Source organism: Mycolicibacterium arcueilense (genome assembly GCF_058536225.1).
Window position 1 is genome coordinate 178,618 of the sequence record NZ_JBZTYL010000025.1, and the last position, 12,086, is coordinate 190,703.

The 12,086-nt window shown below is 67.6% G+C and carries 14 protein-coding genes; 8 read left to right on the forward strand and 6 right to left on the reverse strand.

Annotated features, from left to right (window positions below; all coding sequences use genetic code 11):
• Positions 1-91 precede the first annotated feature (91 nt).
• Positions 92-1,510: an APC family permease gene (locus AC4LGL_RS23935; RefSeq protein ID WP_491840938.1), complete on the forward strand. Its 1,419-nt coding sequence runs from the start codon at positions 92-94 to the stop codon at positions 1,508-1,510.
• Between the two features lie 67 nt (positions 1,511-1,577).
• Positions 1,578-1,964, forward strand: a complete 387-nt coding sequence (locus tag AC4LGL_RS23940) for a cupredoxin domain-containing protein (RefSeq protein WP_491840939.1) — start codon at positions 1,578-1,580, stop codon at positions 1,962-1,964.
• A gap of 4 nt (positions 1,965-1,968) precedes the next feature.
• Here AC4LGL_RS23940 and AC4LGL_RS23945 read toward each other — a convergent pair whose 3' ends face one another.
• Positions 1,969-3,249 carry a cytochrome P450 gene (locus AC4LGL_RS23945; protein ID WP_491840940.1) on the reverse strand — a complete coding sequence of 427 codons (1,281 nt, stop codon included), beginning with the start codon at positions 3,247-3,249 and terminating at the stop codon, positions 1,969-1,971.
• 178 nt (positions 3,250-3,427) lie between these two features.
• On the opposite strand from AC4LGL_RS23945, the gene AC4LGL_RS23950 reads away from it, so the two are divergent.
• Positions 3,428-3,901: a hypothetical protein gene (locus AC4LGL_RS23950; protein WP_491840941.1), complete on the forward strand. Its 474-nt coding sequence runs from the start codon at positions 3,428-3,430 to the stop codon at positions 3,899-3,901.
• A gap of 17 nt (positions 3,902-3,918) precedes the next feature.
• Here the strand turns inward: AC4LGL_RS23950 and AC4LGL_RS23955 are convergent, their stop codons facing one another.
• Entirely contained in the window at positions 3,919-4,359 is a 441-nt protein-coding gene (locus AC4LGL_RS23955) for a DUF6188 family protein (RefSeq protein WP_491840942.1), read from the reverse strand.
• An 86-nt stretch (positions 4,360-4,445) separates the two neighbouring features.
• On the opposite strand from AC4LGL_RS23955, the gene AC4LGL_RS23960 reads away from it, so the two are divergent.
• From AC4LGL_RS23960 to AC4LGL_RS23970, 3 genes are all read left to right on the forward strand, one after another.
• Positions 4,446-5,327, forward strand: a complete 882-nt coding sequence (locus AC4LGL_RS23960) for a TIGR03854 family LLM class F420-dependent oxidoreductase (protein ID WP_491840943.1) — start codon at positions 4,446-4,448, stop codon at positions 5,325-5,327.
• Positions 5,328-5,507: 180 nt separating this feature from the next.
• On the forward strand, positions 5,508-5,954 hold the full coding sequence (locus AC4LGL_RS23965; protein WP_491840986.1) for a protein disulfide oxidoreductase: 447 nt from the start codon (positions 5,508-5,510) through the stop codon (positions 5,952-5,954).
• Between the two features lie 9 nt (positions 5,955-5,963).
• Positions 5,964-6,866: a cytochrome c biogenesis CcdA family protein gene (locus AC4LGL_RS23970; RefSeq protein ID WP_491840944.1), complete on the forward strand. Its 903-nt coding sequence runs from the start codon at positions 5,964-5,966 to the stop codon at positions 6,864-6,866.
• Here the strand turns inward: AC4LGL_RS23970 and AC4LGL_RS23975 are convergent.
• From AC4LGL_RS23975 to AC4LGL_RS23985, 3 genes are read right to left on the reverse strand one after another with little or no spacing between them, the layout of a single operon-like run.
• Positions 6,808-7,140, reverse strand: a complete 333-nt coding sequence (locus AC4LGL_RS23975) for a hypothetical protein (protein ID WP_491840945.1) — start codon at positions 7,138-7,140, stop codon at positions 6,808-6,810. The genes AC4LGL_RS23970 and AC4LGL_RS23975 overlap by 59 nt on opposite strands.
• A gap of 18 nt (positions 7,141-7,158) precedes the next feature.
• Positions 7,159-7,371, reverse strand: a complete 213-nt coding sequence (locus tag AC4LGL_RS23980; RefSeq protein ID WP_491840946.1) for an Rv3202a family protein — start codon at positions 7,369-7,371, stop codon at positions 7,159-7,161.
• A gap of 49 nt (positions 7,372-7,420) precedes the next feature.
• On the reverse strand, positions 7,421-7,843 hold the full coding sequence (locus AC4LGL_RS23985) for an acyl-CoA thioesterase (RefSeq protein ID WP_491840947.1): 423 nt from the start codon (positions 7,841-7,843) through the stop codon (positions 7,421-7,423).
• A gap of 38 nt (positions 7,844-7,881) precedes the next feature.
• On the opposite strand from AC4LGL_RS23985, the gene AC4LGL_RS23990 reads away from it, so the two are divergent.
• Positions 7,882-8,835, forward strand: coding sequence for a threonine ammonia-lyase (locus AC4LGL_RS23990; protein WP_491840948.1), 954 nt, complete (start codon positions 7,882-7,884; stop codon positions 8,833-8,835).
• On the opposite strand, the gene AC4LGL_RS23995 is transcribed toward AC4LGL_RS23990, so the two are convergent.
• Positions 8,829-10,286: a peptide MFS transporter gene (locus AC4LGL_RS23995; RefSeq protein ID WP_491840949.1), complete on the reverse strand. Its 1,458-nt coding sequence runs from the start codon at positions 10,284-10,286 to the stop codon at positions 8,829-8,831. The two genes, AC4LGL_RS23990 and AC4LGL_RS23995, sit on opposite strands and share 7 nt — an antisense overlap.
• A gap of 211 nt (positions 10,287-10,497) precedes the next feature.
• Between AC4LGL_RS23995 and AC4LGL_RS24000 the strand changes: the two genes are divergently transcribed.
• A complete protein-coding gene (locus AC4LGL_RS24000; protein ID WP_491840950.1) occupies positions 10,498-11,919 on the forward strand; it encodes a DUF7159 family protein in 1,422 nt (473 codons plus the stop codon).
• Positions 11,920-12,086 lie beyond the last annotated feature (167 nt).

Here is a 12,086-nt window from a genome sequence, read left to right on the forward strand (position 1 = left end):
CACGCTGACGCCAGACCTGGTGTGCGGCCCCGCGCCGGCCCTATGTTCCGCGGGTCATATTTTGCGCACGTTGCCTGAAGGACGGTCGAGCATGTCCGAAACCACCACAGCCCCAGAATCGTTGGACTCCCCGCCGCCCGAGGGCGGCCGTCAACTGCGCGGCAACCTGGGAGTGGCCTCGATCGTTTTCATGGTGGTGGCCGCGGCCGCACCACTCGGTGTGATCGGCGGGGTGGTGCCCTTGGGCATCGCCTCCGGCAACGGAGCCGGATTCCCTGCCACGTTCATCGCCGCCACGCTGGTGTTGTTGCTGTTCGCGGTCGGCTTCACCGCGATGACTCCGTATGTCGACGAGGCAGGCGCCTTCTTCTCCTACGTTCGTCAGTCGCTCGGGCTGCCGGCCGGCATCGGTATCGCATTCGTGGCGCTGGTCAGCTACGTGGCTTTGGAGGCGGGCGTGTACGGGCTGCTCGGCCCGGCGGGGGCGAGCGTCGTCGAGCTGGCGGGTGGGCCGACGCTGCCCTGGTGGGTGTTCGCCGCAGTGGGTTTCGCCGTCACCACCTATCTCGGGTACCGCAACATAGAGCTGTCCAGCCGCGTGCTCGGCGTGCTGTTGACCGCCGAGATCGCGATCGTGCTGGTGCTGGACCTGGTGATCGTGGCCAACGGCGGTGAGCACGGCCTGTCCTCGGGCATCGTCAACCCGGGTGCGATCTTCTCCGGGTCGCTGGGCATCGGGTTGTTGTTCGCGATCATCAGCTACGTCGGATTCGAGGCGACCGCGATCTTCCGCGACGAGGCCCACGCTCCGGAGCGCACGATTCCCCGGGCCACCTACCTGGCCCTGATCCTGATCGGGGTGTTCTACGCGGTCACCAGCTGGGCACTGATCTCGGGCTGGGGCGACGAGCAGGCCGTCGCCCGCGCCACCGATTCGGGCGCGACGTTCCTCGGCGACACCGCGCACCGCTACATCGGCACGGCGGGCGCCGACATCATCACCGTCCTGTACTTCACCAGCCTGTTCGCCTGCATCCTCGCCTTCCACAACGTGGCCTCGCGCTACGTGTTCGCGCTGTCGCAGCGTGACGTGCTGCCCGCGCGGCTGAGCCGGCCGCACGACCGGCACGGCTCGCCACACCGGGCCTCACTGTGGATCTCCGGCATCGTGGCGTTCAGCGTGCTCCTGGCGGTGGTCTTCGGGTTGGACCCGGCCGCCCAGTTCTACACCTGGTTCGCCGGGGCGACGACGGTCGGCGTGGTGGTGCTGATGATCGCCACCAGCGTCGCGGTCCTGGTCTACTTCGCTTCCGACCGGCACGGCCATTCACCGTGGCGGGTGCGTATCGCCCCGGCGCTGGGCCTGGCGGGTCTGCTGGGCGCACTGGTACTGATCCTGACCAACCTCAACGACCTGGTCGGCGGTTCCAGCGTGCTCGCCTGGGTGATCGTCGGCGTGCTCGTGTCCGCGTTCACGGTCGGTGTGGTCGTGGGTCGCCGGGTCGGCTGAATCAGGCACATCGCAGCCCCGTGGGACGGATACTTGTCTGCGGAGACGACGATCTCAGGGGGCGAAGGTGTTCCGACTTGCAGCGTTGATGGTGTCGATGTTCCTGCTCGTGGGGATGAGTGTCGCTTGCGGACAAGCCAATTCGCCGAGTACCCATGGCGAGCACTCGGAGAGCGTCACCACCGGTCCGGCCACGGGAATGCCGACCGGACCCGTCATCGCGATCGAAGGTATGGGATTCAGTGCTCTGGGACCGGTGGCGCCGGGGACCGAGATCACGATCATCAACAAGGACGAGGTCGAGCATTCGGTGACGTCCCGCACCAAGGGCACGTTCGACGTCCACGTCGACGGCAAGGCACGGGCGACGCTGACGGCACCGCAGGAGCCGGGGGAGTATCCGTTCTACTGCCTGTATCACCCTGCGATGTTGGGCACCCTGACCGTCAAGTAGCCCTTCATCGACTGGGCCAGGCCACCGGCATGCGCTTGATGCCGTGGATGAACGGCGACAGCAGTCGGTCGGGTTCCTCGGTCACGACGATGTCTGGCAACTGGCGGTGCAATTCCTCGAACGCCACGGTGATCTCGCGGCGCGCCAGATTTGCTCCGAGGCAGAAATGCGCTCCGCCACCACCGAATCCGAGGTGGGGGTTGGGGTGGCGGGTGACGTCGAACATCCACGGATCGGCAAACTTCGACTCGTCGCGGTTCGCCGATCCGTACCACAGTGTCACCTTCGCCCCGGCGGGCAACGGTGTCTCGCCCAGCACGGTGTCCCGGGTGACCGTGCGGCGCATGTAGCTCACCGGCGACGCCCAGCGCACGATCTCCTCGACCGCCGTGGGGGCCAGTTCGTCGTACCGCGACCACCACTTCTGCCGCTGCTCCGGGTAGCGGGTGAGCGCGAGCACCCCGTGGCTGATGGCATTTCGGGTGGTTTCGTTGCCCGCGACCACCAGCAGGATGAAGAACGAGGCCACCTCGGCCGAGGTCAGCCGTTCCCCGTCGACCTCGGCCTGAACCAGGCTGGTCGTCAGATCCTCGGTGGGTGCCGCACGCCGTTCGTCGGCCAGCGCGGTCGCATACGCGCCGATGTCTGTCGCGACGGTGACGAACTCGTCGAAATCGGTGGTCAGGTCGGGGTCGCCGAATCCCAGGATCACGTTCGTCCAGTGGAAGATCCGCTGGTGGTCGTGTTCGGGGATACCCATCATGTCGCAGATGATCTGCAGCGGTAGCGGTCCGGCGAGTTCGGTGACCAGCTCGGCGGTGCCGTCGGAATTCCTGGCCACCATGTCACTGACCAGGCGTCGCGCCCGGTCACGCACCGAATCCTCGATCAGGGCCACCACCCGCGGCGTGAACGCGCTGCGCACGATGTTGCGCAGCCGGGTGTGACGGGGATCGTCCAACGCGATCATCGAGCCGAAATACTCTGCCAATTCCGGGGTTTGATCGCCGATGGTGATCCCGGAGGCGGAGCTGAAGATGTCCGGATGGCGGCTGGCGTGGAACACGTCGTCGTACCTGGTCACCGCCCAGTGCCCGACACTCTCCGGAGAGCCGTCGAGGACGCAGGCCCGGTGGAACGAGACCGGGTCGTCACGGCGCAGCACGCCGAATGCGCCGTCCCGGACTTCGTCATCCTCGCGCCAGAACTGCCACGATCCGAGGTCGATCTCCGAGCGCGGCACGTCGCCGGGACGCGCCCCATTGATCCGCGGTGCGATACCCACCCCGCCAGGGTAGGGCCGCACGGGCCCGGAAAACGGGTAACGCTCGGATCGGCCGAGGCGATACCCCTCTGGGGTGCACGTTTCGCCGCTCGCAGCCAGGTGAGTTGCAAGGCGTTGCGGCGCCGGGCCATTGGGGGATGGCCGGCGCCGGGGTCACGAGACTGTAGGAGGTTCAGGTATGAAACTGGCCAAGTTCGTGGCGGGTGCGCTGACAGCCGGCGCGTTCGCAATGGGTGTCACGGGGTTGGGGGTCCCGGTGGCGTCGGCGTCGCCCGCTGTGCCGGCTCCGCTCAAGCCGGGGCACGGTAACGACGACTGTTTCCCGTTCTGCAACGGTGGGCCGCCCGGCCATGATCGTGACTTCGACAGTCGCGGGCGTGGGCCCGATCGCGGTCCTGACTTCGACCGCCGCGACCATTGGGACGACAAGGGTCCGTGGTGGGCGAACAACCGGCACGACTGGTGGGACGACCGCCGGGGCGCGCCGCCGTGGGGCTGGGGCCCACCACCACCGTTCCAATGGCGTGGTGGCCCGCTCCCGCCGACCATCAACTACTGGGGTTACAACTTGAACCCAGTGTGGGACAACGGGTTCCGGCAGTGGGGGGTCTGGCTGTTCGGCGTCTGGGTTCCGATCCTCGGCGTCGGCTGATGTCCCGTCGGTAGCGGTCAGCCGCTCTCGCGGGTGGGTCCCTCGTCGCCGTCCTGATCTAGGTCATCCAGATCGTGACGGACGACGCGGACCCGCCCGTGGGGCAGGCACGCGGCGTAGCCGTGGTGCTTCCCGTACAACTCCCACGATGTCCGGTCCTCCTCGGGCCGGACATCGATGCGGTGGCCGTCGGAAAAGCTCAGGTGGAGGCTGCCGTTGTCCTCCCAGTCCGCATGTGTGCAACGCTGCCCCGCGAAATCGAAGAGCGGCCGAACCTCGTTGCGCAGTGACCGCGGGTCCAGCGACACCACTTCCGAAGCGTCGGCACCGGTGGCCGGCAGCGTCAGTTCCAGCGGGACCGAGATGACCAGTTCGTTGTAGTCATCGAGGTTGAGCACCAGGCCATCGCGAAACGCGATCCGCTGGACCAAGCACCCTTGAATCCATTGTTCGCTCATTGTCTTACTCTGAACCGCCGGACGGCCGGGCACAAGAGGCGCTCGCGCGGTGTTGCGTCAATCATGGATGGCATGGGAAACGTCCGATGAAGGTCAGGTTCGGTCTGGGAGTCGGCGCCGACACGGCCCCGGACGAACTCAGCGGCATCGTCGACCACCTGGAGAATTCCGGGGTCGACTCACTGTGGTTCTCCGAACTGGTCTACACCCCGGCGGTGGATCCGTTCATCGGCATGGCCTACTCGCTGGCGCGTACCCGGCGGTTGAAGGTCGGGACCTCGGTGGCCATCCTGCCGGGCCGCCATCCGGTGCTGGTGGCCAAACAACTGGCATCGCTGGCGGCGCTCGCACCCAAGCGGGTTCTGCCCGTATTCGGGCTGCATTCGGCACTGCCCGCCGAGCGGGACATCTTCGTGGTGCCCGACCGTCGCCGGGCCGCGGTCTTCGACGAATCGCTTGACCTCTTGCGATCGGCCCTGAGCGGCCATGATGTGTCGTTCGAGGGGGAGTACTTCACCGTCCGCTCCGCACACGTGCAGCCGCTTCCCGCCACACCGATCGACATCTGGCTGGGCGGATCGGCGCCGGCCGCGCTGACCCGCATCGGCAGACTCGGCGACGGGTGGCTGGGCAGCTTCCTCACCCCGGACGAGGCGGGGGCAGCGCGCCGGGGTATCGAGGCCGCAGCGGAGGCCGCGGGCCGGACCATCGAACCCGACCACTACGGCATCAGCCTCGCGGTGGGCGACGGTGCGCTGCCGGCCGAACTGCTCGCCGCGGTGCGTCGCCGCAGGCCCGACGTCGACCCGGCCGAACTGGTGGCGGCGGACTGGCCCGACCTGCACTGCCAGATCGACGGCTACCTGGCCGCCGGCCTGACCAAGTTCGTGATCAGGGCGGCAGGCACCACCGATCGCGATGCGTTCCTGGACCGGTTCACCACCGAGCTGTTGCCGCGGCAGAACTGAGGCCGGTCGAAATCCTGCTTTTGAACCGGGGAGTGTCGACAGCCGTGTCAGGGGGTATGTGCAGGCCGAGCGTGCACTGCGCCCTGAGCGAAGGAGACTGTCATGACGATGCGACTTCGATTCCCGCAGTTGCGCCTATCGGTCGTATCCGTGCTGGCCGGCGTGCTGTCCACGATCGCAATGGTGTCGGCGCTGGTGCTCGCGCCGACCGCCGCCGCCGACGACCGGCTGCAGTTCACCGGCACCACGCTGTCGGGTGCCCCGTTCAACGGGTCGAGCCTGGCCGGGCGGCCCGCGGTGCTGTGGTTCTGGACGCCGTGGTGCCCGTTCTGCAACGCCGAGGCGCCGTCGGTGAGCCAGGTCGCCGCGGCCAACCCACAGGTCAGCTTCGTCGGTGTGGCGGCACATTCCGATGTCGGGGCCATGCAGGGGTTCGTCGACAAATACCACCTCAACTTCCCCACCCTCAATGACGCGGACGGGTCGATCTGGGCCCGCTACAACGTCCCGTGGCAGCCGGCCTACGTCTTCTACCGTGCCGACGGGTCATCCACCTTCGTCAACAACCCCACGTCCGCGATGCCGCAGCAGGAACTGGCCGACCGGGTCGCGGCCCTGAAGAGCTAGCCGCCCGGCGTGCCAGACAACCTGGTGGGGCTGGCGTTCGGCGCCGGACTCGTCGCGGCACTCAATCCGTGCGGTTTCGCACTGCTGCCCGGGTACCTGGCGCTGGTGGTGCGGGGCGCCTCGCCGCGGGGGCCGTTGAACGCGCTGGGGCGGGCGCTCGTCGCCACCATCGTGATGACCGCCGGATTCGTTGCCGTGTTCGGCACCTTCGGGCTGCTGACCGTTGCCGCCGCAAACACGGTGCAGCGTTATCTTCCGTACGTCACCTTGGTCATCGGGATCATCCTGCTGGTGCTGGGGGTCTGGTTGCTGGCCGGTCGCCGGCTCGGGTTGCTGTTGCCCGATGCGGTCGCGGGCCGGGCCGGCTGGGCGCCCACTGCACGGCTGGGCTCCATGGCCGGCTACGGCGTCGGGTATGCGCTGGCATCACTGTCGTGCACGGTGGGTCCCTTCCTGGCGGTCACCGGCGCCACTCTCGAATCACCCACCCCACTGCACCGGGTGGCGGTGTTCGCTGCCTACGCAGGGGGTTTCGCCCTTGTCGTCGGCGTTCTGGCCGTGGCCACGGCGCTGGCCGGCACCGTCGTGATCGACCGCTTGCGCAGTGTCGTTCCGTACATCAGCCGGATCAGCGGAGCCCTGCTGATCGCCGTCGGCGCCTATGTCGCCTACTACGGCTGGTATGAAATCCAATTGTTCGGCGCCGCAGGAAATCCCGCTGACCCGGTGATCGCGGCTGCCGGGCGCGTGCAGGGTGCCCTCGCGGGATGGGTGCATCGGCACGGCGCATGGCCGTGGTTGCTCGCCCTGCTGACGCTGGTCGTGCTCGGGCTCGGGTGGCGTACCCGGCGGGTCAGAGTCGCCGCGAGAACTCGCCACGTACGTCCGGCCACGGCGGACGACGCACCATAGCGGCCGTCGCCAAAGTCGCTGCCACCAACCCGATCAGTTCACCCAGCAAGGCGATCCGCGTGTTGTCGACGGCGGGCACCCAGGTGGGTTTGCCGTCCTTGACGACGAAAATCCCCAGCGGTCGTGAGCTGGTTCGCCCGCTGTCGGGCCGGTGCCTCACCTTGCTCACCGGTATCACCGTCGCTCCGTCGGGCGTCAGGTACGGGTCACCGAACACCCGCGAGGTGGTCGCGGTATCGGTGGAGATGCTGTCGAGGGCATCGGGCAGGCGCATGCCGGGGGATCCTTCCTGTCAGCGGTCGAAGTCGGACTCGTCGTCCAGTGGTACGGCGATCGCCTGATCGATCAGGTCGGCCTCGGTGGCATCGGCATCCGTCGAGATCCGCACCCGGGGCAGTTCCGACAGCGCGTCATCCTCGTCGTCGACGCCGACCGGTATCAGTTGTTCCACGACGTCGGCCTCCGGGACGTCGTCGCCGAACTCACCGCGCTCAGCGTGTGTCATGGCCAGACATTACCGCCGCGGGCGCCACGGCACAGCCCGGACGGAAGAATCATTGACCGGCAACGGAAGTGAGCGCGGTGCGAATGTCTTCGGGGACCGGCCGCTTGGCCCAGTCGTCGGTCGAGACCACCACATAGACGTTCCGTCCGCACACCCGGGTCTGCTCGTCGCCCGCGGCGTCGGTGCCCAGCACGGTGAAGCCGATGGTGAAACTGGTGGTGCCGATGCGCTCGCACCGGACGGCGATCCGCACCGGCTCGCGCCACCTGACCGGAGCCTGGAAATCGATCTCGGTGTGCACCACCTGCATGTCGATGCCGTTGGCGATCAGCTCGGTGAAGTTCACGCCAAGGTGGTCGAACAGCCCGGTGCATGCCTCGTCGAACCAGGTGAGGTAGTGGCCGTTGAACACCACACCCTGCTGGTCGATCTCGGCGTAACGAGGAACGATTCCGAAGCTGTACTGGGTCACGTCAGCACGGTAACCGACCGCCGGGAGACACTTGCCTGGTGAACCTGGTGACCCTCGACGACATCGAAGCCGCCGCCCGGCGGATAGCCCCCGACATCGTGCGGACCCCGCTGCTGGCGGCCGGGTGGTCAGATGCTGACCGTCCGTTGTGGCTGAAGCCGGAGAATCTGCAACCGATCGGCGCCTTCAAGATCCGCGGCGCATTCAACGCGCTGGGCCGGCTCGATCCCGAGGTCCGGGCGGCCGGAGTGGTGGCCTACTCCAGCGGCAATCACGCCCAGGCCGTGGCGTATGCGGCTGCGGCCTTTGGGGTCACGGCCCACATCGTGATGCCCGAGGAAACCCCGGCCGTCAAGGTGCAGGCCACCCGGGGCCACGGGGCGCAGGTCGTGTTGTGTGGGGCGGGGGAACGTGAATCGGTCGCCGCCGAACTGGTCGAGCGCACCGGCGGTGTTCTGGTGCCACCGTTCGACCATCCCGACGTGATCGCGGGCCAGGGCACCATCGGGCTGGAGATCGCGCAGGATCTGCCCGAGGTCGCGACGGTCCTCATCCCGATCAGTGGCGGTGGTCTGGCCTCCGGGGTGGGCACCGGGATCCGCGCGTTGTGCCCCCGGGCCAAGATATTCGGCGTGGAGCCCGAGCTCGCCGCGGACACCGCGGAGAGTCTGGCCGCGGGCCACCTGGTGGAATGGCCTGTGGCCCAACGCAACCGGACCATCGCCGACGGCTTGCGTGCGACCCCGTCGGGGCTCACCTTCGCTCACCTGCAACGGGTGCTCGACGGTGTGATCACGGTGAGCGAGGACGAGATCCGTTCGGCGGTGCGAGAACTGGCGCATCACGCACATCTGGTGGCCGAGCCCAGCGGTGCCGTGGCGCTGGCCGGATATCGCACGGCAGCCACGCCGCCGGGGCCGACGGTCGCGATCGTCTCCGGTGGAAACATCGCGCTGCCGTTGCTGGCCGAGATCCTCGCGGAAGGTCAGTGAACACCTTCCATCAACCTGCTGATCCGCGGTGACATCAGCAGCACCACGACACCCGTGACGATCGCCACCGCCCCGAGCGTGCCGAAGTAGGCGAATTCGTGAGCCGGATCGTAATGCTGGGCCAGCACCCCCGACATCGCCGTGCCGAGCCCTACCGAGAAGAAGAACAGCGCCATCATCTGGGCCCGGAACGCCTCTGGGGCAAGCTTTGTCGTGACCGACAGGCCGATCGGTGACACCAGCAGCTCGGACACCGCGAACACCACCATGATGCCGGCGACCAGTAGCGCGGGCACCACCTTGCCCTGGTGCGGCGCTGTCGGGAGAAACAGCAGGAATGCGGCGCCCATCCCGATCACCCCGTAGCCGAACTTGCGCGGTGTGGTCGGTGCCCGGTTGCCCAGCCGGGTCCACAGGACCGCGAACACGGGTGAGAGCAGGATGATCCATACGGGCTCGATCGACCCGATCCAGCTCGACGGCGCGGTCCAGCCGAACAGTGACCAGTTGACCCGCTCGTCGGAGTAGACGGCCAGCACCGTGAACGTCTGCTGGAACAGCGACCAGAACACCGCATTGGCGATGAACAAGGGGATGAAGGCCCGCACCCGGATCCGTTCGGTAGCTGTCACTTTGGCGCTGGACAGCATCACCGCGAAGTACATCACCGAGGCCACGGCGATCACCGCGGTGGTGATCTGTGACAGGTTCGCCAGTTTGACCAGGTGTGCCGCGAACAGCACCCCCACGACCACGGTCCCCGCCGCCACGGCGGCGATCATCTTTCCGATGGACCGCACCGGCAACGGGTTCGCCACGACACGTCCGTGGCTTCCGAGGTTGCGGCGGAACATCACGTACTGCGCCAGCCCCACTGCCATACCGACCGCTGCGGCGCCGAAGCCGTAGTGGAAGCCGATGTGTGTCTGTAACAACCCCGTGGCCAGCGGTCCGACGAAGGCGCCCAGATTGACGCCGAGGTAGAACAAGGTGAACCCGCCGTCGGCGCGCGGGTCGTTCAAGGCGTAGAGCGTGCCCAACAGTGACGACGCGTTGGCCTTGAGTGCGCCGGACCCGAGTGCGACGAGCACCAGGCCGATGCCGACGCCGGAGAGATCCGGAATGACCGCGAGGGCGATATGGCCGGCCATGACGACCACACCGCCGTAGAACACCGTGCGCTCCATGCCCAGGATGCGATCGGCGACCCAGCCACCCAGCACGGTGGACAGATAAACCAGACCGCCGTAGGCGCCGACGATGCCGGTGGCGGTGCTCTTGGGCAACCCGAGCCCGCCGTCGGTGGCCACGTAGTACAGGTAGTAGCCGAGGATGGTGAGCATCCCGTAGAAGGAGAACCGCTCCCACATCTCCACCCCGGCCAGGTTGGCCAGCCCGAGGGGATGGCCGAAGAACGTCCGGTGTCGCGGAGAATCCTGGACTTCCTGCATGCGCCACCACCTTGCCATGCTGACCGCTCGGTCGGTCCAAATTGACGGCCAAGGCGGCAAACTGTGACTGCTTGGTGTACTGGCGATTCTGCGGCACAGCACATTTCGTCATCGGTGGTGAGAGGTCACCGACGGTGCAGGAGATGGGAATGAAGCTGCCACCGGGTAATGTCACCGTGAAACGTTTGGACGACGGCCACACTTTTCGGGGGTGTATGTGGACGCGGTGCTCGGTGTGTCGTTGACACCGTCCACCGTCGGTCTGGTCCTGGTAGAGGGCTGCGAGGCCGACGGAGCGACCGTCGACCATGAGGCGCTCGACATTCGCGGCCTTGCACCCGCGCGCACCGACGACATCTGCGCCGACGTGGTGAAGGCGGTTCGGCGTTCCGAAAGAGTTGCCGCAGAACGTGGTTTGCGGCTGACAGCCATCGGCGTCACGTGGAGTTCAGGGGCGGCCGCCGAGGCCGCGGTGCTGTTGAAGAAGTTCGCGGACGCCGGATTCGCCGATGTGATCCCGGTCCGGTTGCCGCACGCGACGGATGCGTTGGCTCGGCGCGTTGCCGGGATCGTCGGATTCGACACGACCGGCGTATGTGTGCTGGAACCCGATGTCGTACAGGCGATGACCGTGAGCGGCGAGAGCCCGGTGCAGACCACGGTCAGCCGTGGCATCGAAACCGTGGCCGGCCTGACCACCTGGTTGTCAGACATGTTCGACGCGGCGGACCCGCGCCCTGATGCGCTGGTCGTCGTGGGGTCCGCCGTAGATCTGGACTCGGTTCTGCCGAAACTCGAGCAGGCGCTGGCGGCGCCGGTGTTCACACCTGCCGAACCGGGATTGCCGTTGGCCAGGGGAGCCGCATTGGCCGCGGTGCGCAGGAACCGTTGGGCATCCGACGACAGCGTAGCCCCGACCGGATGGCGCTGGCCCCCAAAGCAATTGACGCCCCTGGCGATATTGGTCGGTGGAGTGCTGGCGTTCGCCGTATCGCTCTCGCTAGCGATCGGCCAGCAGCTGTTGCCCACCTCGGAGCCGGCGCCGCACAAGAGCACGCGTCCGGTGGTGAGTACATCGGGGGATTCGGCTTCCGTGCAGCAGACCTCGGCGGTCACGTCTCCGGCGCCCTCGCCCTCGACGTCCGAAGCTCCGCCGATGCTCGAACCGGTGGTACAGGACGCCCCGCCCGAGTACGTCGTCGATCAATCCATCACGGCGCCACCCGAGAACACCGGCGAGCTGATGGCGCCTCCCGCGCCCGGACTGGAGGCGGTGCCGCCGGAGCAGTCGCCGCCACTGCCCGAACAAGTTCCAGGTGCGCCGCCGCCGGAACCGGGTCAACAGCCCTTGCCCGAGAATCAGGCGCCGCCGCCGTCCTCGACATCGGAGGTGCCTCCACCTCCACCTCCGCCTCCGGCCCCGGCCCCCGAGGTGGCGCCTCCAGCGCCACCAGTCCCGCCCGAGGCGGCGCCGGTGCAGCAGACGGCCGCGCAGGCTCCGTTGACCGAACCGGCACCGCCCGCACTGGAGCCACCAGCGCCGGAGCCGGCACCGCCCGCGCCGGAAGTGGCCCCACCCGCACCTGAGCAGCTGCCGGCCGAGACTCCGGTGCCGGTTCCCGCCACGCCCTGACCGCTGTGACGTTGCTGAGACTCACGCCAGGGCGCCGATGGGTGCGGTGAAACGTTCTGAGTTGCCCGGCCGATGAGTTCACCATGGGCAACCCACTGCGCCACCGCCGACCTCGAATTGCCGTCGCCACGCTGCGCCTAAAAGGTGCACCTTCGGCGCTCACCTAC

Bases quoted from the DNA above. Each gene is read 5' to 3' on its own strand.
- AC4LGL_RS23935 (WP_491840938.1), top strand. From the start codon at position 92: ATGTCCGAAACCACCACAGCCCCAGAATCGTTGGACTCCCCGCCGCCC.
- AC4LGL_RS23950 (WP_491840941.1), top strand. From the start codon at position 3,428: ATGAAACTGGCCAAGTTCGTGGCGGGTGCGCTGACAGCCGGCGCGTTC.
- AC4LGL_RS23955 (WP_491840942.1), bottom strand. From the start codon at position 4,359: ATGAGCGAACAATGGATTCAAGGGTGCTTGGTCCAGCGGATCGCGTTT.
- AC4LGL_RS23960 (WP_491840943.1), top strand. From the start codon at position 4,446: ATGAAGGTCAGGTTCGGTCTGGGAGTCGGCGCCGACACGGCCCCGGAC.
- AC4LGL_RS23965 (WP_491840986.1), top strand. From the start codon at position 5,508: ATGGTGTCGGCGCTGGTGCTCGCGCCGACCGCCGCCGCCGACGACCGG.
- AC4LGL_RS23975 (WP_491840945.1), bottom strand. From the start codon at position 7,140: ATGCGCCTGCCCGATGCCCTCGACAGCATCTCCACCGATACCGCGACC.
- AC4LGL_RS23980 (WP_491840946.1), bottom strand. From the start codon at position 7,371: ATGACACACGCTGAGCGCGGTGAGTTCGGCGACGACGTCCCGGAGGCC.
- AC4LGL_RS23995 (WP_491840949.1), bottom strand. From the start codon at position 10,286: ATGCAGGAAGTCCAGGATTCTCCGCGACACCGGACGTTCTTCGGCCAT.